Source organism: Schaalia vaccimaxillae DSM 15804 (assembly GCF_000420425.1).
GTDB classification, from domain to species: Bacteria; Actinomycetota; Actinomycetes; order Actinomycetales; family Actinomycetaceae; genus Pauljensenia; species Pauljensenia vaccimaxillae.
In genome coordinates this window covers 342269-363052 of sequence record NZ_ATUX01000006.1, presented here as the reverse complement: position 1 = coordinate 363052, position 20784 = coordinate 342269, and the positions used below count along the sequence as shown (strand labels likewise).

At 57.1% G+C, this 20784-nt stretch carries 20 protein-coding genes; 19 read left to right on the top strand and 1 reads right to left on the bottom strand.

Translation table 11 applies throughout. From position 1 onward, the window contains the following. The first annotated feature begins 9 nt into the window (after positions 1–9). From G439_RS0104640 to thiL, 9 genes are all read left to right on the top strand, one after another. Positions 10–615, top strand: a complete 606-nt coding sequence (locus tag G439_RS0104640; protein WP_026459398.1) for a hypothetical protein — start codon at positions 10–12, stop codon at positions 613–615. A gap of 3 nt (positions 616–618) precedes the next feature. Further along, positions 619–1254, top strand: a complete 636-nt coding sequence (gene hisH, locus G439_RS0104635; protein ID WP_022868019.1) for an imidazole glycerol phosphate synthase subunit HisH — start codon at positions 619–621, stop codon at positions 1252–1254. Positions 1255–1321: 67 nt separating this feature from the next. After that, a complete protein-coding gene (gene priA, locus G439_RS0104630) occupies positions 1322–2059 on the top strand; it encodes a bifunctional 1-(5-phosphoribosyl)-5-((5-phosphoribosylamino)methylideneamino)imidazole-4-carboxamide isomerase/phosphoribosylanthranilate isomerase PriA (protein WP_022868018.1) in 738 nt (245 codons plus the stop codon). Continuing rightward, complete coding sequence (locus G439_RS0104625; protein ID WP_022868017.1) at positions 2056–2829, top strand: SseB family protein; 774 nt, start codon at positions 2056–2058, stop codon at positions 2827–2829. The genes priA and G439_RS0104625 overlap by 4 nt, the downstream gene beginning before the upstream one ends. A gap of 420 nt (positions 2830–3249) precedes the next feature. Then, the gene (gene infC / locus G439_RS0104620) at positions 3250–3918 is read left to right on the top strand and encodes a translation initiation factor IF-3 (RefSeq protein ID WP_083940785.1); all 669 of its coding nucleotides are present in this window, start codon (positions 3250–3252) and stop codon (positions 3916–3918) included. A gap of 45 nt (positions 3919–3963) precedes the next feature. Beyond that, positions 3964–4158, top strand: a complete 195-nt coding sequence (gene rpmI, locus G439_RS0104615; RefSeq protein ID WP_022868015.1) for a 50S ribosomal protein L35 — start codon at positions 3964–3966, stop codon at positions 4156–4158. Positions 4159–4187: 29 nt separating this feature from the next. After that, positions 4188–4568, top strand: a complete 381-nt coding sequence (gene rplT / locus G439_RS0104610) for a 50S ribosomal protein L20 (RefSeq protein WP_022868014.1) — start codon at positions 4188–4190, stop codon at positions 4566–4568. A gap of 7 nt (positions 4569–4575) precedes the next feature. Continuing rightward, positions 4576–5421: a TrmH family RNA methyltransferase gene (locus tag G439_RS0104605; RefSeq protein ID WP_022868013.1), complete on the top strand. Its 846-nt coding sequence runs from the start codon at positions 4576–4578 to the stop codon at positions 5419–5421. Positions 5422–5494: 73 nt separating this feature from the next. Beyond that, a complete protein-coding gene (thiL, locus tag G439_RS0104600) occupies positions 5495–6478 on the top strand; it encodes a thiamine-phosphate kinase (protein ID WP_022868012.1) in 984 nt (327 codons plus the stop codon). 301 nt (positions 6479–6779) lie between these two features. Here the strand turns inward: thiL and rpmB are convergent, their stop codons facing one another. Further along, complete coding sequence (rpmB, locus tag G439_RS0104595; protein WP_022868011.1) at positions 6780–6971, bottom strand: 50S ribosomal protein L28; 192 nt, start codon at positions 6969–6971, stop codon at positions 6780–6782. Positions 6972–7181: 210 nt separating this feature from the next. On the opposite strand from rpmB, the gene G439_RS0104590 reads away from it, so the two are divergent. The 10 genes from G439_RS0104590 (at position 7182) to G439_RS11165 (ending at position 20688) form a co-directional block, all read left to right on the top strand. After that, on the top strand, positions 7182–8810 hold the full coding sequence (locus tag G439_RS0104590) for a hypothetical protein (protein WP_026459396.1): 1629 nt from the start codon (positions 7182–7184) through the stop codon (positions 8808–8810). 1 nt (position 8811) lies between these two features. Further along, positions 8812–10977 carry an ATP-dependent DNA helicase RecG gene (locus G439_RS0104585; protein WP_022868009.1) on the top strand — a complete coding sequence of 722 codons (2166 nt, stop codon included), beginning with the start codon at positions 8812–8814 and terminating at the stop codon, positions 10975–10977. 20 nt (positions 10978–10997) lie between these two features. Beyond that, entirely contained in the window at positions 10998–11603 is a 606-nt protein-coding gene (gene rsmD / locus G439_RS11180) for a 16S rRNA (guanine(966)-N(2))-methyltransferase RsmD (protein WP_022868008.1), read from the top strand. Then, positions 11600–12073 carry a pantetheine-phosphate adenylyltransferase gene (coaD, locus tag G439_RS0104575; RefSeq protein ID WP_022868007.1) on the top strand — a complete coding sequence of 158 codons (474 nt, stop codon included), beginning with the start codon at positions 11600–11602 and terminating at the stop codon, positions 12071–12073. The genes rsmD and coaD overlap by 4 nt, the downstream gene beginning before the upstream one ends. A 36-nt stretch (positions 12074–12109) precedes the next feature. Then, on the top strand, positions 12110–12832 hold the full coding sequence (locus tag G439_RS0104570; RefSeq protein WP_026459395.1) for a hypothetical protein: 723 nt from the start codon (positions 12110–12112) through the stop codon (positions 12830–12832). Next, entirely contained in the window at positions 12825–13415 is a 591-nt protein-coding gene (locus G439_RS0104565; protein WP_022868005.1) for a YceD family protein, read from the top strand. The genes G439_RS0104570 and G439_RS0104565 overlap by 8 nt, the downstream gene beginning before the upstream one ends. Beyond that, a complete protein-coding gene (rnc, locus tag G439_RS11175) occupies positions 13415–14152 on the top strand; it encodes a ribonuclease III (protein ID WP_022868004.1) in 738 nt (245 codons plus the stop codon). Before G439_RS0104565 ends, rnc begins: the two co-directional genes overlap by 1 nt. 141 nt (positions 14153–14293) lie before the next feature. Further along, positions 14294–14908 (top strand): response regulator, encoded by a 615-nt coding sequence (locus tag G439_RS0104555; protein ID WP_040434703.1) that lies wholly within the window; start codon positions 14294–14296, stop codon positions 14906–14908. A 137-nt stretch (positions 14909–15045) separates the two neighbouring features. Continuing rightward, entirely contained in the window at positions 15046–17139 is a 2094-nt protein-coding gene (locus tag G439_RS11170) for an alpha-L-fucosidase (RefSeq protein WP_243442546.1), read from the top strand. Between the two features lie 147 nt (positions 17140–17286). Further along, a complete protein-coding gene (locus G439_RS11165) occupies positions 17287–20688 on the top strand; it encodes an alpha-L-fucosidase (protein WP_083940784.1) in 3402 nt (1133 codons plus the stop codon). The last annotated feature ends 96 nt before the right edge of the window (positions 20689–20784 follow it).

The following is a 20784-nucleotide window of genomic DNA, read 5'->3' as shown; positions in this document are numbered from 1 at the left end:
GCAGCTGACATGGGCGACCTCGAAGCTGAACTTGCCCAGCTTGAACAGGCCGCTAGGTCGCAGTCAGCTGACGATATTGCGGTTGATGAGTCCCTTCACCTGGAAGGTGGAAGACTGTCGGTCGCCCTCGTTCTCGCGCCCATTTCTTCGCCCGAGGCACTGCACTCTCTGCTTGGACTGACCGGAATCCGCGAGTCTGTCGTCCGCCTCAAGCCGTGGACCGGCGTGTGGCTGCGCGTCGAAACCGTTCCCACCGACGAGGACTCCCTCGAAGAACTCCTTGCTGACGTACGCCCAATGCCAGACGCTGTGGACCGCGTGGCCCGCGTTGTGTCGCGCCTATCAAAGTACGGTGCCGTCGCGCTCATGAGTTGGCTGGTCGAGGGCGAGGGCGTCGAACCGGGAGTGTCCGGCAAGATCACCGCTCAACGCTATGTCAGCGGTGAACCCGAGGAACCGATCCCTGCGGGTCTGCTGCTCGGATCAATGCCTCAGGCCACCGAAGACCTGCTGCTGGGACGCACCACGCCCGCAGACTATGACGATTCCGTATCCGCTGACGGGATCCGCCGCAAACCTGGCGGACCATTCGGCTGGTTCATGAGGAGGAAGTAAAAGATGGCTCCTAAGGTTGTGGTGCTCGAATACGGATCAGGCAATGTTCGTTCGGCGGTACGCGCTCTAGAAGCTGCCGGCGGCGAGGTCGAATTGACCGCGGATCGCAACAAAGCCTTAGAAGCAGAGGGGCTTTTTGTCCCCGGCGTCGGGGCCTTCAAAGCGGTTATGGATCAGCTTGCCCAGGTTGATGGGGCGTCCCTCATTGATCAACGCTTAGCTGGCGGGCGCCCCGTGATGGGAGTGTGCGTCGGCCTTCAAATCATGTTCGAACGCTCCGTCGAAAAAGGCGAACACGAGGGTTTAGGGCAATGGCCTGGCACAGTTGACGAGCTCGACGCGCCGGTTGTCCCGCACATGGGATGGTCCAAGGTTGAAGTGGGAGCAGGCTCCGACCTGTTCAAGGGAGTGGAAGATCAACGCTTCTACTTTGTTCACTCCTACGCGGCCACCCAAGATCCGGCCGAACTCCTCGGGCCTGGCCCCACTGCGCCGCCACTAACATCCTGGGCTCGCCACGGAAACTCCCGTTTTGTTGCAGCCGTCGAAAATGGAGCCTTAACAGGCACCCAGTTTCACCCGGAAAAATCTGGAGAAGCAGGACTCACTCTCCTGAAAAACTGGCTCGCCAGCCTATAACTACCGCCGCCGCAGAGGCGGCACTCGGCCTGAAACGCCACCGACTCAACTCAAGCGAAAGGACCCCATGTCCGCCAACCTGATCCTCCTGCCCGCAGTCGACGTTGTCGACGGCCAAGCCGTTCGCCTGACCCAGGGCGAGGCCGGAACCGAAACCAACTACGGACATCCTCTCGAAGCCGCGCGTAGTTTTGTCGAGGCCGGGGCTCAGTGGCTGCACTTGGTTGACCTCGATGCTGCATTCGGGCGGGGCTCAAATGCGCCGTTGCTGGCAGACATCACCCGTGAGCTTCCCATTAATGTCGAGCTGTCGGGTGGAATCCGTGATGACGAGTCGCTGCGCCGCGCCCTGGACGCGGGTGCCCGGCGAGTCAACCTGGGAACCGCAGCCCTTGAAGACCCGGAGTGGACCGAACGCGTTATCGCCGAGTTCGGTGACCGTATTGCTGTGGGCCTTGATGTTCGTGGAGAAACCCTGTCAGCCAGGGGGTGGACGCGAGACGGCGGCAATCTGTTTGAGACGATCGAGCGCCTTGACGCTGCCGGTTGCTCACGTTACGTCGTCACAGATGTTGCGCGCGACGGCATGCTGTCCGGACCAAACACTGAGCTTTTGCGCCGCGTATGCGAAGCTACGGACGCACCCGTTGTTGCATCCGGCGGGGTGTCCAGCCTTGAAGACATCGCAGCGCTACGCGCCTTGGTGCCAGTGGGCGTTGAAGGCGCCATCGTTGGTAAGGCCCTCTACGCCGGGCAATTCACCTTGGAGCAGGCTTTGGACGTGGCCGCTGGGGGAGCGCTGTGACCTCGCAGGAGCACCGCCCTGTTCCTGAATTGTCGCAGGAACAAAAGAACCGGTTGGCTCAGCGCCTTGCAATGATGACCCATGACCGCCAAGACGTTGGGCAAGCATTACCGCGAACAAGCTCGGCACTGCTGATTCCTGCTGATGAGGACAATGGTGCTGCTCGTTTGGAGGCGCTCGTTGAAGCCCTCGTGTTCGAACGGGTGATCGTCCCTATCGATGTTGAACCCGATCCACGTGAAACAGGAATTCATGCGGGGGAGAGTCCCGAGGGGCACAATCCTGTGGACTTTGTGCGGGTAGAAACTCCGGCTGGTGAGGCGCTCGCGGTGTATTCATCAGCCCAAACACTTGGCGCGGATCGCCCTGGAGATCGCCCGATGGCCCTGGACTTTCGCACGATTGGGCTGTCGGCGCTAGTTGAAACCGGTGGGAGGATTGTCATGGATCCGGGTGGGGCGGCGGTCGTGTTGCCCAGGCCGGCTGTGGCCGCCCTTTCCCAGGGGGACGAGTGGTTACCGGCGTGGAAGGATCACGAGCTTATTGAAGAGCTACGATCCCTGGCGGGTGCTGGCCAGGAGGGTCCTATCGCTGATGTGCGCGTGATGTACGCGGGTGATGGCCTGTTCCGAGTTGAACTCTTGGTTGACATTTCTGGCGATGCTGTCGCCATGCGGGCACGTGTGGAGGCCGCTTTACGTGCAGTTGGTTCTTCAAAACGCTTAATCGCAGCCGCCGACCGGGTGGAGTTGGCCCCCGTGCGGGCCTAAGGCGTAAGGAACCCGCAAAAATAGACACAGTCGTGGAATAGCGAGCCGAGTAAAGCCTCGGAATCCGCATGATTACGTAGCCGTAACTAGTTTGGTGGATACGACTGTGTCTGATTTTGCGGGTGAGTTACCAAAGCAGATTCCAATATCTCGCTTGTGAGGCGATCCACTGGCCTAGAAAGCCAGTGAATTGGCCGTAAGTTGCCCATTCCTGTTAGTCTTAATGTGACCGTCCGGGCGAAAGTCCGGAGTGCAAGCGGAGTCTCTCCCACCTGGGTGTCCGCCGCAGCGTTGAAAATGCAGCGGTTGTCAGTCGAAAGACATGATGAGGGGATCGGGTTCAAACGGTTAGCACACCCGTGTGCTGACCGCAACATGAGCCTCCGTGCGCATCAGGCGTAACGGAGGTTTTTCGTTGCCCTGCCGAAGTTTCTGTGGAAGGAGCCACTCATCAGCGAGACTCGCATCAACGAGCGAATCCGTGTCCCCGAGGTTCGCCTCGTTGGACCCGGAGGGGAACAGGTCGGTGTCGTTCGTGTTGAAGACGCCCTGCGACTGGCCGAAGAAGCCGGTCTGGACCTGGTCGAGGTTGCGCCCGACGCCAAGCCGCCGGTTGCCAAGCTCATGGATTACGGCAAGTTCAAGTACGAAGCCGCTCAGAAGGCTCGTGACGCCCGCCGTAACCAGGCGAATACACAGCTCAAGGAAATTCGCTTCAGGCTCAAGATTGACGACCATGATTTCGGCGTCAAGAAGGGCCACGTTGAGCGCTTCCTATCAGCTGGCGACAAGGTCAAGGTCATGATCATGTTCCGCGGACGTGAACAGTCCCGCCCAGAAGCGGGCGTGCGACTCCTGCAGCGTCTGGCGGAAGAGATCGGAGATCTCGCCATCGTTGAGTCCATGCCTCGTCAGGATGGACGAAACATGACGATGGTGCTCGCGCCCACCAAGCGCAAGGCCGACGCCGTTAATGAACAGCGCAAGCGCCGCGAAGCCGAGCGCGCTGAACGTCGCGACAAGCGCGCCGAACGCGCCAGCAAGGGCCAGTCCCGCGCAGCGGGCGACGCCGCCACGGATAACGACTGAAGACAGCAGCTTCAAGCCGCTGCCGAAGAAGAAGGATAAAGAGAGATGCCGAAGAATAAGACCCACTCCGGTGCCAAGAAGCGCTTCCGCGTGACCGGCTCGGGCAAGATCATGCGCGAGCAGGCTGGCGCCCGCCACCTGCTGGAGCACAAGTCCTCCCGCAAGACCCGCCGTCTGGCCAGCGACCAGGTTCTGGCCAACGCTGATGTCAAGCGCGTCAAGCGCCTTCTCGGCAAGTGACCGGCTCGAATTAGGAGATATGAACAGATATGGCACGTGTCAAGCGTTCTGTTAACGCCAAGAAGAAGCGTCGCACAGTCCTCGAGCAGGCCTCCGGCTATCGCGGCCAGCGCTCGCGCATGTACCGCAAGGCCAAGGAGCAGGTCACTCACTCCTTCGTCTACTCGTACCGTGACCGCAAGGCTCGCAAGGGCGATTTCCGTCGCCTGTGGATCCAGCGCATCAATGCTGCTTCCCGCGCTCAGGGTCTGACCTACAATCGCCTGATCCAGGGTCTCGGCCTTGCTGGCGTCGAGGTCGACCGTCGTATGTTGGCCGAACTGGCCGTCAACGACATTAACGCGTTCAACGCCCTCGTCCAGGTCGCCAAGGACGCTCTGCCTGCCGACGTCAACGCCCCCAAGGCCTGACCTCCAGGTGAACACTTTCGCTGGGCGCCCGCCCGTCCTCGACAATCCGCATTCAGATAGAGTGCGCAAAGTCGCTGGACTGGTCGGGCGCTCGGCGCGTTCGCGTTCAGGACTCATGCTGGTTGAAGGCCCGCAGGCTGTACGCGAACTTCTCCGCCACCGCAGTTCCGCCGTCCAGGACGTGTATATGACGGCAGCCGCCGCAGACCTACACCCTGAGATTGCTGACGAGGCGCACCGCAGCACACGGTGGGTTCACGAGGTTAGTGCCGAGGTTTCTCGTGCGATGAGCGCCGATGCGCAAGGAATGATTGCGGTGGCCAAGAAAGAGGCCATCACTTCTTCTGCCGACGCGCCCGCCGAAGGTTCGACGATCGTCATGCTTGCTCAAGGACGTGACCCCGGCAATGTTGGCACGATTATTCGCACCGCCGACGCAATGGGGGCGTGCGCCGTTATTACCGTTGCTGGCACAGTTGATGTGCGTAATCCGAAGGTCGTGCGTGCCTCAGCTGGCTCCGTCTTCCATCTGCCCATTGTTACGGAGCAATCTATGGACGAGGCCGTGGCGCTCCAACGCCAGTGGGGCTCGGTCCTGCTCGGTACTAGCGGTGGTGAGGGTACGGTGGTCCTGACCGATCTTCTTGCTGAATCTTTTTCTGGGCGTGCCAGCGCTCTGGATGTCACTCATACGTGGGTCTTTGGCAATGAAGCGAAGGGCCTTTCAGTCGAGGAAATGGACGCTTGCGACCTGCTCGTGTCTATTCCAATGAGCGGAGACGCTGAGTCCCTCAACGTAGCCTCGGCTGCTGCGATGTGTCTGTTTGCCTCGCAGTGTGTCCGGCTGAGATAGCGTCTTTTCTGCCTTTTCGGATGTCCATAGTGGCGCGCACCTACGTTCTGCCATTCTTCGATAGCCTGACTGCATGCTCATCAAAGAATTGAACGAGGGCGAGCTCGTCGCCCGTTTTGAAGAAATCTTGCCCGAGGGCGACCGCACAATGATCGGCATCGGAGACGACTGCGCTCAGATTGCCGCACCCGAAGGTAATTTCATTGTCACCACCGACGTCATCGTCGAAGACGAACACTTTCACCGCTACTGGTCTGATCCTGAGCAAATTGGCGCACGTATCGCTGCTCAAAACCTTTCCGACATTGCTGGCATGGGAGGAAGGACTTCGGGCCTGGTTGTGACTCTAGCTGTGACGGCCGACACCGAGGTCGAGTGGCTGATGGGTGTTGTCCAGGGTATTGCTGACAGGGCGCGTCAGGCCGGAGCCGGCGTGGTGGGGGGCGATCTATCCGCTGGTGAGAAGATGGTGCTGTCGGTTACTGCCTTTGGTTATTGCGAGGGCGAGCCGGTGGTTCGTGCGGGCGCCCGTCCAGGCGATGTACTCGCGGCATCTGGCAAACATGGTCTTTCTAACGCGGGCTTGGAGCTGCTCCTTGGTGGGCACGTCGATCCCAAGATTCGCGATGACGAAGGCATGGGGGAGTTTGCTGAGGCACTCAACGTCTATCGAGCTCCCGTCCCTCCCTTAGAGACGGGGCCTGCGGCGGCAAAGGCTGGAGCCACTGCAATGATGGACCTATCGGATGGCATTGCGATGGACGGCGGCCGCATGGCCCGCGCCTCGAAAGTGGTCATCGAGTTGGACCGATCCGAGCTCGAAAAGCATGCGGCTCCTTTAGCTCACATGGCGAAGGTGTGCGGCAAGGATCCGATGAGTTGGGTGTTGGGCGGGGGAGAAGATCACGGGATGCTTGCTGCTTTCCCGCCGGATATTGCCCTGCCCGAGGGGTTCCATCCGCTTGGCAAGATCCGAGCCTGTAACGAGGGGGAGTCTCCCGCTCTATTGCTTGATGGTGTAGAGGTTCGTGGCGGCTGGGATCATTTTCAAAATTGAGTGGTCCCTCATCGTAGAAAGCGTCTAGGCGCCTCTTTAGTAGTTACTCTGCGAGCCTGCCACTAACAGTGTGCACCCAACCAGTAATTGCCCCATGGCGAACCAGAGCACCGTATTGGTCCTACAGTCACGCCGCTAGGTGGATCTGCGTCAATACTCCTGAGTAAGGGAAAACCCAGGAAGAGAGCAGAACCATCTTTAATCTTGAAATATCCATGTGGTGACGAAGAATCACGCACAATGGGGGAGGCCCGCCTTTCGGCGGGCCTCCCCCATATTCTTTTCCCAGAGAGGAAAAGAATCAGATCGCGCGAACGACCTTGTCAGACTTCAAGCACTTGGTGCACACATTCAGGCGCTTTGGGGTGCCCTTGACCAGGGCGCGAACGCGCTGAATGTTCGGATTCCAACGGCGATTGGTGCGCACGTGCGAGTGCGACACGCTCTTGCCGAAGCCGGGTCCCTTACCGCACACGTCACAAACGGCAGCCACGATGATCTCCTCGGTTTTGCAATTTCGTTCCCCGCCGGAGGCGGGACGGTCTAGCAGCGGCGAATGTCACCGCAGGCAACCATGAAAGAGTAACGGAAATTCGCCTGCTACTCCAAGTCACAAGTGTCATTTAAGCGTGTCAATTCGCACACAGAACACGCCAACGACACAATGAGGTCACCGTCCGTGTTCGACTCTGGGGGAACAAACATGTCCTTGAATGCCTCAACTTTGGCGACAGCGTTGGACGCTGCAGCCGAGGAAGCCTCCAGGCTTGCCCCCTTCCTCAATGACTTGGATGGGTGGAATGGTTCCGATTGCGACACCGGATCGAACGCTCACCTCACCCTGTTAGCAATGGCGGTGTCACTGCGGTCTATGGACCCGCGCAGTTCCTTCGCTGCTGCACTCGACGTTGCTGTTGACTCAGGGATACGGCAGGGCGTTGGACACGTTGGAATCCTCTTAACTGGGCTCATGGCAACCTGGGCTCACGCCCTCGAATCTGAGCCAGCGCAACTCACGCCAATCGCTATTCGCAGAATGCTCAGCGCCTCGGCCGCCGACGAATTCTTCCGAATTGATGCCTCCACTGCCGTGCACGAAATGTTGACGTCGGCACGGACCGAACTTGCAGATATGGGACAAACCCTCCTCGACGAAGCCGATGTTGTGTCCCGCTTTTCTAGTCAAGCCCAAGTCGGTCTCATTGAAGCGACAAATGAACACACTGGCCGTATTGACGCGGGAGGAGCCGTCCTCGCCCTCGTTCTAACCTGCCTTGATTGCGCGATTCGACAGGACGCAGGAATGCTGGAATCTCTGGCTCAGATGCTTGCCGACCTCGCGCAAACGACTGAGGCAGGCACCCCCGCCCCTCAGACCCCGCCAGCCGGTCGTGACTTCACCGTCGACATCATTTGGCAGGGAGGTAGTGACGGTTTGACAGAACTCGTCGCGAACCTGTGCTCCCTCGGTGCTCGCCTGTCATATGTTGGCCGCGTTGATTTGTTCGGCCTGGGGGAGTGGCGCCTGCACGTTGATACTGCGGCTCCACTGGCTATTTTGCCCAGGACTGGCAGGACTCTTCGTTTTCAAGTGGCCGACGCCAGGCCGGATGATCAAATTGGAGTCGATGACTTAGCTGATGAGGGACTGACCCACAGAGGAATACGTTTGCTCCAACGTAGGCCCATGCGACGCGTCGAAAGAGCCAGGGTTATTGCCTGCACTCGGGCGCCCGGAATTATCGAAGATATGGCCCGCGCAGGAGCAATCGTCTTCTATGACCCTCAGCCCCAAGACGCTCCGGGCCTTTGGCAAGCGGCGGCGTCGTCTTCGACGGGCATTACTCTGATCGCTCCCTGTGACGAAGCATCCGCACAACTGGCATCTGTTGTTGCCCCCATGGTGCCTGCTGTATCGGGCAAGGATGGGTCAGTCCACCCAGGTTTGCTCATCGCCGAGACCACTGACGACTTGTCCGTGCTCCTCGTGAGCCAAGCGTGTGCTCCTCTTTTCGTTCCTCAACCGGGTGGCCGCGAGGTGGCCGCCACGATGCTGACGATGCTGCGCGATACCGCCCATTTGGCGACTTCTGATTCCGTTATCACCCGTATTCCAGACGATCTTGATCAAAGTGTGACGGCGCAAGCCGTGGCCATGATTCGAGCGGCAGGGTCCACACGCTGCAAAATTCTGCTCAATCGCGAGTGCGATGGGCCCTTAGTGACGGCCACGCTGCGCCAACTCTTGGGCTTTGACGCCCCATCCGTTGTTGATTTAGAAGTCAGAGATGGCGGACATCACGGCCCAACCCTTTTGCAGGGACTGGGGTGAGATGGATCCGTTAGGCATTCCCCTTCATTTGCGCATCCCCCAGGCAACGGCGCGCAAACTGGATGCCGTTGGCATCGTCACCGTCGGCGACCTGCTTGCGGTTGCCCCGCGACGCTACTACCACTGGGGGGCATTGACGGCGCTACGGTCGCTGCGAGATGGCGACGATGTGACGATCCTGGCTGAAGTTGTTGAAACGCGGCTCATTGCGAATAAGTCGGCCCGCGGCGGTGTGCGCCTCGAAGTGACATTGACTGACGGATTCGATCGAATTTCGGCCACCTTCTTCGCTAAAAACCAGTACAAACTCATTCCTCACGAAAAGCTCCTCAAGCCTGGAGAATCCTTCCTCTTTGCAGGAAAAGTTGGCAGCTATCGTGGAAAACTTCAGCTCACGCATCCAAGTTTTGAAGGAGCAGACGAGGACGAGAACGCGCTGCGTCGTCATGCGAGTCGTCCAATCCCCATCTATCCGGCAGGGTCTGGGCTCACCTCATGGGTGATCGCGCGTGCGGTGGCAATGGTTTTGGACGCCCTCGACGACGCTCAGGTCAACGACGTTATCGGAGAGGAACTCAGACAACGCCACGACCTGCTATCGAAAGCTCAGGCACTTCGGCTCCTGCACCAGCCCACAGTTGATGAGGACTACCAGTTAGCTCGACGCGCCCTGGCGTGGGAGGAAGCCTTCGTTCTGCAAACGGCTCTGGTTTTGGCCAGAGCTGGTGCTGACGCGCGCCAAGGCCCAGCGTGTGCGCGTCATGGAAATGCTCTTCTGACGGCATTTATCGACGCCGTGCCCTTTGAATTCACCTCTGCTCAAGCCGATGCTATTGAACAAATTGGGCAGGATCTGGAAGCGAGTCGACCCATGCAACGTCTCTTGCAAGGCGACGTAGGGTCGGGAAAAACAATTGTTGCCGTGGCTGCTCTGGCACAAGTCGTTGGGGCGGGGCACCAGGGGGCATTGGTGGCACCAACGGAGGTTCTGGCCGAACAGCATTTTTCGTCAATCCGCTCGATGATGGCCCCCGTCCTCGAAAAGTTCCCGGAACTCGACGTACGTTTGCTCACTGGAGCAACTCCGGCGGTGGAACGCAGGCAGATCGACCAGGCTTTGCGCGCCGGCGCGCCGATCATTGTCATTGGCACCCACGCGCTGCTTCAAGAGGGGATAGAGTTCGCAGATCTTGGATTGGTGGTTGTTGACGAACAACATCGCTTTGGTGTCGCGCAACGTGATCGGCTTCGCGATAGCTCGGATGGGCGCTCTGCGCATCAGCTTGTCATGACCGCAACACCCATTCCGCGAACGGTTGCCATGACGGTGTTTGGTGATCTTGATGAGACGCGCATGCGCGGCTTGCCGCCGGGGCGAACGCCCGTAGACACCTTCCTCGTCGACGCCACTCACAGTGCCTGGATGGAACGCCTGTGGGTCAGGGCGCGCGAAGAAGTTGATGCCAACCGCCGCGTCTACGTCGTTTGCCCAAGGATTGACGAGGACGAAACCGTTGAAGATGCTGATCCAGATACCCAGGCTCCGACTCGGCCGCCCTTAGCAAGTGTTGCCGGTGTTGCCCAGTATCTGCGCACATCTTCCCCATTGGCTGGCTTAGCCATTCATGAACTCACTGGCCGAACTCCTCCCGATCTCAAAGCGCAGATCATGGAGGATTTCTCTGCAGGCCGAGCTCCGGTACTTGTGTCAACAACGGTTATCGAGGTCGGGGTTGATGTCCCGGATGCAACGATGATGGTGATTGTTGATGCTCAGCAATTCGGCTTGAGTCAGCTCCACCAGCTACGAGGGCGCGTGGGACGTTCTGACCTCAAGTCTGTCTGTATGGCTGTACATCGTCACGATCTAACTGACTCGGGTCGAACACGCCTGGAAGCTTTCGCGGCAACAACTGATGGTTTCGAATTGGCTGAGGCAGATCTCAAACTGCGCAAGGAGGGCGACGTTCTGGGCTCTGACCAGTCGGGCCGGTCCAGCCATCTGCGCTTCTTGTCAGTGCGTCGCGACGTGTCGATTATCGAGGCCGCCCGATCTGAAGCAGACAGCCTGGTAGGTGATGATCCGCGGTTATCTGACCATCCTGTGCTTGCTCAGGCTATCGCGCAGATCTCTGGAGATTCCCTAGCGTGGATCGAAAGATCCTGAAGGTAACGTAAAATCGCAGTATGACAAGGATTGTTGCCGGAAAAGCCAAAGGCCGAACTCTTAAAGTTCCGGCCCGCGGTACGCGGCCAACATCTGAACGTGTCCGCGAAGCTCTCTTTTCGAGGCTCGAACACCTGGGAATGATCGAAGATGCCCGCGTCCTTGACCTGTATGCGGGTTCGGGTGCTCTCGGCCTTGAAGCAGCATCGCGGGGAGCCTCTGACGTCGTCCTCGTTGAGAAGTCTCTTGCGGCGTCACGGATTATTTCTGCCAATATTTCAACCACAGGCCTGCCCGGCCGCGTCCACACAGGCGACGTTCGCCAGTTCTTGCGCACCCGCAGTGTCGACGAGCAAAACGAAGCATTGACGGGCGACGTCGACCTCGTCCTCGTTGATCCTCCTTACGATGTGGATGAGGATCACCTGGCTCAAGTGCTCGCCAGTCTGGGGCCTTGGTTGACACCCGATGCACTGGTCGTGGTTGAACGCTCCACTCGCAGCCCGCAACCGCGTTGGCCTTCATTCTTGGTGCTCGAAGACCAGCGCAAGTGGGGAGAAACCGCTGCGTGGTTTGCTGGCCCTCCCGCGCCTACAGTCCGGGCGGCAGATAGGCTGGAAGCATGACCATCGCCCTCGTGCCCGGCTCCTTTGATCCTGTCACCATTGGACACATTGATATTATTTCGCGCGCAACTCGGATCGCAGATCGTGTAATCGTCGCGGTGGGGTCGAACCCTCGCAAGTCATACCGATTTAGTGTGAAGCAACGTGTTGCTTTCCTTGAGAAGTCCACGGCTCAGATTCCGGGAGTAGAGGTGCGCCAGATGGATGGCTCACTGATCGAATGTGTGCGCAATGTCGGCGCCGACGTGGTGATTAAAGGTGTTCGAGGCGCAGCGGACGTCGAGTTTGAAGCCAGTCAAGCCGCCTACAACTTTGAGGTTGGGGGAGTCGAGACACTCTGGCTGCCGACTCGTCCTGGGCTCGGACACGTCTCGTCGTCGGGCGTTCGTGAACTACTTGCCCTCGGATTGGACGCTTCTCGGTATGTTCCCGCCTCAATCGCGGACCTGATGACGGACAATGAAGCTTAGAAGCGACCCGTCGATCCAACGATGATGGAGGAAAAGATGGCTAACCCGGACGCAGCGACTCCCGCGCACGAAAGTGACGATCAGAGCTGGCAGGAACAGACTGTGTACGGCCCCTCCACAGTGATCGCCGCACTGGACCAGATTGAGGACCTTGTTGAGGTTGCGCGCGCAGTGCCGCTATCTGCAAACATCATGCTCAACAAAGCTGAGATTCTTGATCTCTTGGATCAAGCACGTGAGGCTTTGCCGGAGGACCTTCTGTCTGCTGACGCGGTGATCGCCGACGCTGACGCTGTTTTGGGGCGGGCTGACACGGCTGCTGAAACCACAATTGCTGAGGCCAATACGAAAGCCACGTCAACTCTGGATGCCGCGAACGAAAAGGCTGAAGAGATTGTCGCAAATGCGCGCGAAGAGGCTGAGCGTATGGTCGAACGGGCAAAGGATGAAGCCGAGGCGACTTTGGCTCAGGCACGCTCAGATGCTGAAGCGACCTTGGTTGATGCCAACAACCAGGCTCAGCGTTTGCTCTCAACTCAAAACATCACGCGCATGGCCGAGGAACGTGCACGAGAAATCGTTGCGCAGGCCCGCAAACAAGACGAGACGCTGCGTGAAGGCGCAGATGAGTATGTTGCAAAGTCGCTTGGGGAATTGGCGGGGCTGCTATCGGACTTGCAGCGCAAGACCGAAGCCGGTCGGCGCACGATTGCTGAACGCCACGGAGTGGACGTGACGGATGTTGAGCTCGATGGCTGACTCTCATCTCGTCCTCTCCCTGACAACTTTGCCGCGCCAGATTGGTGCCACTCGTCACTTTGACATTGACTGGCAAGCGCCCGACGACTTGGGCACTCCTGCGATGGCTGTGCCCGAGGGCGACGAGCTGACTTTGGGTGTCGATCTGACCAGCGTTGATGATGGGGTTCTTGTTCAGCTTTATACGGATGTCAACCTCAGTGGTGAATGCGTACGGTGCCTGGATCCTGTGGTTGCCCACCATGCCATCTCTTCGGCGGAGGTGTACTTCGAGCCGGGAAGTGCGCCTACTCAATTGGCTGCGTCAGATGGCGATGAGGATGGCGATGATCTGTTCTTGATCGGACAGCGCGACACCATCGATCTTGAAACCCAGGTTCGTGATGCGATCATCACGTTGGTAGACGAGCGCCCTTTGTGTAAACCCGATTGTCGAGGCCTGTGCGACGTCTGCGGAGAAAAGTGGGAAGAATTGCCCGCTGATCACGAGCATTTTGTGGTGGACCCGCGATTGGCGTCGCTGGCAGGACTACTCAACAGTGACGACGCGGATGCAGATAGCGACGAAGAAGAGCAGGACTGATGGCTAAAGCCAAACATCTTCCGATCCCTCCGCGCACTGACACGGTGGCCCTGTGTCAGGCATGGGGAATTGACGTCGCAGATGACCTGCTGGGTTTAGCGTTGGTTCACCGTTCCTACGCTAATGAAGCTGGTGGCATTGCGAACAACGAACGCTTGGAATTTCTTGGGGATTCGGTGCTGTCGGTGGTTGTTGCGGACCGTCTCTTTCATGACCACCCGCAGGTCGCGGAGTCAGACTTGTCGCGGATGCGCGCAGCAACGGTGTCTCAAGAACCGTTAGCAGCGGCTGCTCGCAGGCTAGGACTCGGAGACTTCATTTACTTGGGTAGGGGAGAAGCAAACGGGGGCGGAAGAGATAAATCTTCCATCTTGTCCGATACCTTTGAAGCTCTCATTGGCGCAACATATTTGACGCATGGCTTAGAGACGACTCGAAATGTCATTTTGGCGAATCTGGACTTCTTGCTCGTCGATGCTGCAAATCGAGGAGAGCACCAAGATTTCAAGACGATTCTTGTTGAATATGCGCAGGCCCATGGCTTAGGTGCCGTCCATTACGAGGTCTGTGGCGAAGGTCCTGACCATCAGCGCACTTTTACTGCGGTGGCGCTGGTTGAAGGTCTTGAAGGTCCGGTGGGTACAGGCACCGCGACGTCGAAGAAACATGCGGAAAACGCGGCGGCTGCCAACGCTATGAGCAGCTTTGAAGCATCCGAGGATTCCCCAACGCTTTGATGAAGGTTGAGTGTTCGTCGCAGATGCCTCATGCCTTCTGAACATCTCAACATTTTGCAGACACGGCGTGAGTGAGGATCGTGGACCCGGTAACATGGCCGGGTGACTGAAAACGCAATCAACCTGTCTCACATCCGCGTGATGATTGTCGACGATCATGAGATCGTTCGCCGTGGCATCGCTGAAATCGTTGACCGCGCCGACGAGCTTGAAGTTGTGGCTGAAGCCGGGTCAGTTCAAGATGCGCTGCGTCGAGCGGATCTAGTGCGTCCCGATGTGATTTTGGTGGACTTGCAACTGCCCGATGGTACGGGCATTGACATTATGGATTCTCTGGGCAAGACTCACCCGGAAATTTTGCCGATTGTTTTGACTTCCTTTGATGATGACGAGGCGTTGGCTGAGTCCTTGGATAAGGGGGCGCGCGCCTACATCCTTAAGACCGTCAGAGGCGCTGAGATTACTGACGTTATTAAAGCCGTTGCGGCTGGGCGGGTTCTTCTTGATGACCGCACATTGACGCGTCGACGTGCTGACCATGAAGATCCCACTGCTGATCTGACACCGTCTGAGCGTCGCGTACTTGAACTGATTGGCGATGGGCTGTCGAACCGTGAAATTGGTGCGAAGCTGGGTGTTGCTGAGAAGACGGTGAAGAACCACATTACGTCTCTTTTATCCAAGATGGGTCTTCAACGTCGCACCCAGGTGGCAGCGTGGGTTGCAGGACAACGAGCTGCTGCTTGGCGTAACTAAGTGTGTTGTCAGTGATTTTTTGATTAACGGTCGGCCACCCTAGGTGGCCGATCGTTTTTGCCAACCACTGGCAGATAAATGCCACCTGAGGTGTTGGTTTGCGGTATCACAGACAGATCATGGTCTTGGTGTCTACCATGGTCGCCATGTTCTCCTCAGTAGGTCTTCCCGCAGCTATTCCTTTTAGTTCTGACCAGCGCATTCGCCGCTGGCAACAGCTTCAATTCGAGCTCTTCATCCACTGGGGTGTTTACTCCACTTTCGAGGGGCGTTATGAAGGTACTGACCAAGGGATTGGTTACCCCGAGCAGATCAAAGCCTGGATGAGTATTTCCGATGAGGCTTATCTTCAAGCGGCCTCGAATATGCACGCCAGTTCGTGGGATGCGGGCACTATATGCGCCTTGGCAAAGTCAGCAGGTATGCGCTCTTTGATTGTGACAACGAAACATCACGACGGGTTTTGCATGTGGGACACGGCCACAACTTCTTTCAATATTGTCCAAGCGACACCTTTTGGACGTGACCCTTTGCGCGAGCTAGCTGAGGAATGTCATAGGCAGGGTTTGGGATTAGGCCTGTATTTCTCGATCATCGACTGGACTCAGCACGAAGCCGAACCGTACGAGAACGTGAATCCGATCAGTGATTCTTTAATCGACGAAGTCATTGAGCCGCAGCTCGATGAACTGCTGACCCAGTATGGTCCGATCACTGAGCTTTGGTTCGACATGGGCGGCCCAACCGCAGAGCAATCCGAACGTATCGCCCGTCGGGTTCATATGCATCAGCCCGATACCATGGTTAGTTCTCGTGTGTGGAATGACAAAGGTGATTTCGAGGTCGGGGGAGACAACGAAGTTCCTACCCTGGTCTTGGACGGGCATTGGGAAGCTGCTTCCTCGATCTTTCCCTTGGCATGGGGGTACTGCACCACAGACAAGTGTGATCGGTCGCCAGACAACTTACTACTTAAGGTTCGCGACCTCGTCACCCAGTTGGTGACAACGGTGTCGGGCGGGGGACAGTACGCCCTCAATGTCGGTCCGCGAGGCGATGGCGGGATCGATCCTTTTGATGCGAGTGTTTTGGGCAAGATTGGCCAATGGTTGCAGCGTCATCCCGATGCTGTCATGGGGGCGAGGGCAACTCGGCTCCCTATGCCGTCGTGGGGCAGACTCACTGTTAACGGGCAGTGTCTCTTTTTATTCCCGTCCTCTTGGGATGCTGGGGAGCTGGTTGTCCGAGGACTGGGCTCGGTTGTTGAATCTGTTGAGGTTGATGATGCTGGCCGTGCTCTGGACTTTAGACAAGATGGCACAACTCTGGTGGTGTCGCTTGATGGACAGTGCCCCGACGAAGTGCAGTCGGTGATTCGGGTGCGCTGTGAATCAGATGTCCAGTGGGTTCCTGAGCCCCTAGTCGTAGTTGACGATGATCTCGTGGCTATTAAAGAAAATGACTGGCATTGGATGAATAGTCCGAAGATGGGAAATGGGGCAGTAGCAGCTGAGGCCTTCTGTGTGGTGGGGGAATTCGGCGATGAGCACGCGGCCTATGACGTGCATCTGGTAGCCGATGTTGAGGATGAACAGCGGTATCGAATCACGGTAGGAGATTCCTGGGTGGAGTTATCGGGTCGGGAGTTGCTGTCTGGGCCTGCACTCACCCAGGTAAAGCTGCCGGTATCTTCTATCACGAGGGTGAGGGTCGAGCTGGCGGATCCGAATTATTACGCTGATCCTTTAGATCTTCAACAGATGCGTGCATTCTTGGCTCGATCGGGTGACGAACTGGCTCTGTCCAGAGTGCATGAGGCTCGAGAGTCTGCGAGGCAGTTGCTCAAGGTTAGGCAGTTGGGCCGCCAACGTGCTGGTAGCGGTGTCGCCCCCACTTTGTCGGCTGTTAGATTGTCTGCGGATTGTCTAAGAGCTGTACAGATGGCCGGTGACGCTCAGTCGAGGACGATTTTTGCTCCTTTGGGCATGCGGCTCGAGATGGAGATTGATGGGGCTGGAGATCCAGCTCCGGCACTGAATTGGTTTGTTATGCGACCAAAGAGTGCCTATTGGGAGCCCCTGGAGGCATGTGACGGAGCTGAGGCTCATGGCAGACGTGCCAATCTTCTTGTTACGGAGCAATTGGATGGGGCAGCGATCAGGGTTTCGGCCTCGAATGCTGTTGGCAGTGACCAGTCTGGACTGGTGAGGCTGAGAGTCAGTCACAACTAGGGTTACTAGCAAACCCTAAAGGTTCCCTGATTATTTAGTAACCAAAGTGTGGCCTCTACTAAAAATCGAGAAACTCAAAGTGTTCTCGCAGATGAGAACCTGGACAAAGAAGTCCACGACCTTGTGTTTCTTCGGAAGGGCAGTCCCATGACACTGAGACGAAACCTTTTGGGGGTGGCAGCGGCGTTAGCGCTAACGATGAGTTCCATCGTTCCTGCGGCAGCAGATCCTGCACCGCCGACTTCCCCTGATTCTGAGACCATTACCGGCGTCTCCGCAGTAGTTCCCAAATCCGCGGTGCAAAAGATTTCAGACTGGCAGGACCTGCAGTTTGGGCTCTTCATGCACTGGGGTGTCTACTCCATGTATGAAGGCAGGTACGAAGGGAAAGTTCAACGTATTGGATATCCAGAGCAGATCAAAGCGTGGATGAACATTTCCGATGAAGCATACTTGGCCGACGCTGCAAAGATGACCGCTGAGAAGTGGGATGCGGCTCAGGTTTGCAGGACTGCCAAAGAGGCAGGCATGAAGTATGTGATGATCACGACGAAGCATCACGACGGATTCGCTATGTGGGATACAAAGACCACCGACTTCAACATCGTGAAGAAAACTGCCTTTGGAAAGGATCCGATCAAACAACTGTCCGAGGAATGTGGCAGGATCGGCATCAAACTCGCATTCTATTTCTCAATCATCGACTGGACTCAACATGAGGCCGAACCCTATCAGAACGTCAATCAGATCAGCGAAGAGATGATGAATAATGTCATCAAACCGCAGATCGATGAACTGATGACCAACTATGGGCCGATTGCGGAATTCTGGTTCGACATGGGAGGCCCTACCAGCGATCAGTCCGAACGAATGGCAAAGTGGGTCCACGACAAACAGCCCGGTACCGTTTTCAACTCGCGCGTTTGGAATGACAAAGGAGATTTCGAGGTTGGCGGAGACAATGCGGTTCCCAGGGATTTTCGGATGGGACCGTGGGAATCGATCCTGTCAATTTTCCCCCAGTGCTGGAGTTACTGCTCGACCTTCAAAGCAGATCGATCTGAGTCGAGGATCATCCCCACCACGAGGACGGCGATCAACGGCTTAGTGACCACGATCTCTGGCGGCGGCCAATTTGCCTTCAATATTGGTCCCAAGGGTGATGGTTCATTCGACACCTTTGATCAGCAGGTTCTCGATGGTATCGGAGCATGGATGAAACGCCATCCTGATGCCATTACAGGAGCCCGTGCCACATGGTTCCCCATCCCCTCGTGGGGACGGATCACGGCTAAGGGACATGCGTTGTACCTGTTCCCGACACGTTGGCAGGATGGACAGGAAATCGAGCTACCCGGATTGGCTTCGCGTGCTACGTCTGTGACCATTGATGGTACTGGTACACCCCTTAATTTCACACAGGAAGGCACGAGCCTGAAGGTCAATCTCAGCGGAGAGTCTCCTGATGAATTACGTCCGGTCATCAAAGTTGCTCTTGATTCCGAACCGAAGTATCTTCCCAGCAACACCGTCGAACTCTCCTCTGGAACCGCAGAATTCAGCGGAGAACAAATCTACCCCCGCACAAGTCCGAAACGCTCTGCCGGTGCGATGGCTTTTGACGGATACGTTGTTGATCGTACGACCTCCTACGAAGATGTCACCCTGAAAATCAGCGGTGAGTTTGAGTCCGACAATGCACACAACGCTAAGTATCGAGTGACCTTTGGGGACCACGAGGTCGTGCTGACCGGGACAGAACTTATGGCAAGCGAGTTTGGAGATGGATTAACTCTGCCGGCCAATACCGTGACAAGGATTCGTGTTGAACGAGCCGATCCCTCGTACTATGCCGACCCAGTGCAGATTCGTAACTTGCGGATTCGTGTGGTTGCCTACGAAAAGAAGCAAGAGACCCAGGCACCCACTTTCCACACACAACCCCAGAACAACACTGCACGGGATGGAGAAGAGGTCGATTTCTTTGCAGGTGCTTCGGGTCGGCCAACGCCCGGTTACCAGTGGTACAAGGTCAGCGCTGGACAACAGCAGGGACAACCAATTGATGGTGAGACCTCTGCGATGTTATCGATTACCGCCAAACTCGCCGATGACGGAGCCTCGTATTATGCGGTGGCGACTAATCCGGCCGGGAAATCGACCTCATCATGGGCCGTTCTTAACGTCAAGCCTGCTTTCGAGAACCTTGCGTTGGGGAAAGCATCTTCACAAAGTAGCACCGCCTGGCAGGGCACGCCTGAACGTGCTAACGATGGGAATACGGACGGCCGGTGGGACAATGCATCCGTTAGTCACACTGCTCTGCAGGATTCCCCTTGGTGGCAGGTTGATTTGGGGGACCAGTACCTCATCAATGACATTAATGTGTGGAATCGCGACGCCCAGGACATGTGCGGTGCCACTGTCTCGTGCAGTGAACGACTAAAAGACTTCTGGGTGGTTATCTCTGAGGAAGATCTAGCGGGACAGGTCGATCCGGGCACATTCATCGGGATGGATGGGGTCATCGCAAAAAAGGTTGACGGAATCGGTGGATATCCGTCGTCAATCGACTTTGAAGGCGCCAAAGGTCGTTTCGTTCGGGTGATTCTACCTGGCGCTGACCGTGAGTTGACCCTTGCCGAAGTTGAAGTGTTTGGTAAGTCCCTCACTACTGATGAGGCACCGACTATCGGTGCCCTTGAACCGTTGTCGGACTCCCATGAGATGGAGACTGCCGGTGATGCGCAGTCCCGCACCGTATGGGTTCCTGAGAAAGCAATGCTCTTGGTTATGCTCGCGGCTGATCAACGGATTACAGGTTCACCTGAACCCGAACTCCAATGGTTCCTCAAGCGTGGTGGCGAATCTCAATGGACTGCCATCGAATCGGCGAACTCGGATGTGCTCATGCTGACGGTCGATAAAACCTATGACGGGGCATCGGTGATGCTTCGCGCCACGAATCGTCTGGGAAGTGCAGAATCGGGAATCATCGAAATTCATGTTAAGTCGAATCCTCCTTCTGACCCAGCACCAGATCCGGACCCCACACCAAACCCGGACCCCGTTGGGCCACCTGAGGTAGTACTGGATAAGACAACGGTGCGCCAGGGAGAGGTGGTGAATATCACTGGAAAAGGCTTTATCGCTGGCCGAACAATTACAGCGACAATCCACTCGACCCCTGTAACTATCGGAAATGCCCTAGCGGATGCCGATGGAAAAGTGGTCTTTGCCTTCCAGATTCCAAACGACTTCGAAGTCGGCTCCCATCACATCGAATTGGCGGATGGGCAGGGTGGCATCTCTGCACGGGCAGATCTGACGGTCAACGTCCGACAGTCTGTACAGACTGCACCACCTGCGAAGGATGTGCAACACGCACCTTTCGATACCGGGAAAAATGGTGGAAAAGGTAAAAGTCCGAAGACTCGAAAAGGACTTGCAGCCACAGGAACTAATACCAGTGATGTCATCGTCTTGTCCGGTGTCCTCATGGCTGCTGGACTTGCACTAACTACCAGAAGGAGAATGAGGAACAACTGACGGTGATTGCCACAACCTGCCAGTAGGCGAGGCGGGTTGGGTCAAAGTGGGCTCCGGAGAGCAATTGAGCTTAGCCGGGGCCCACTTTCATTGCCC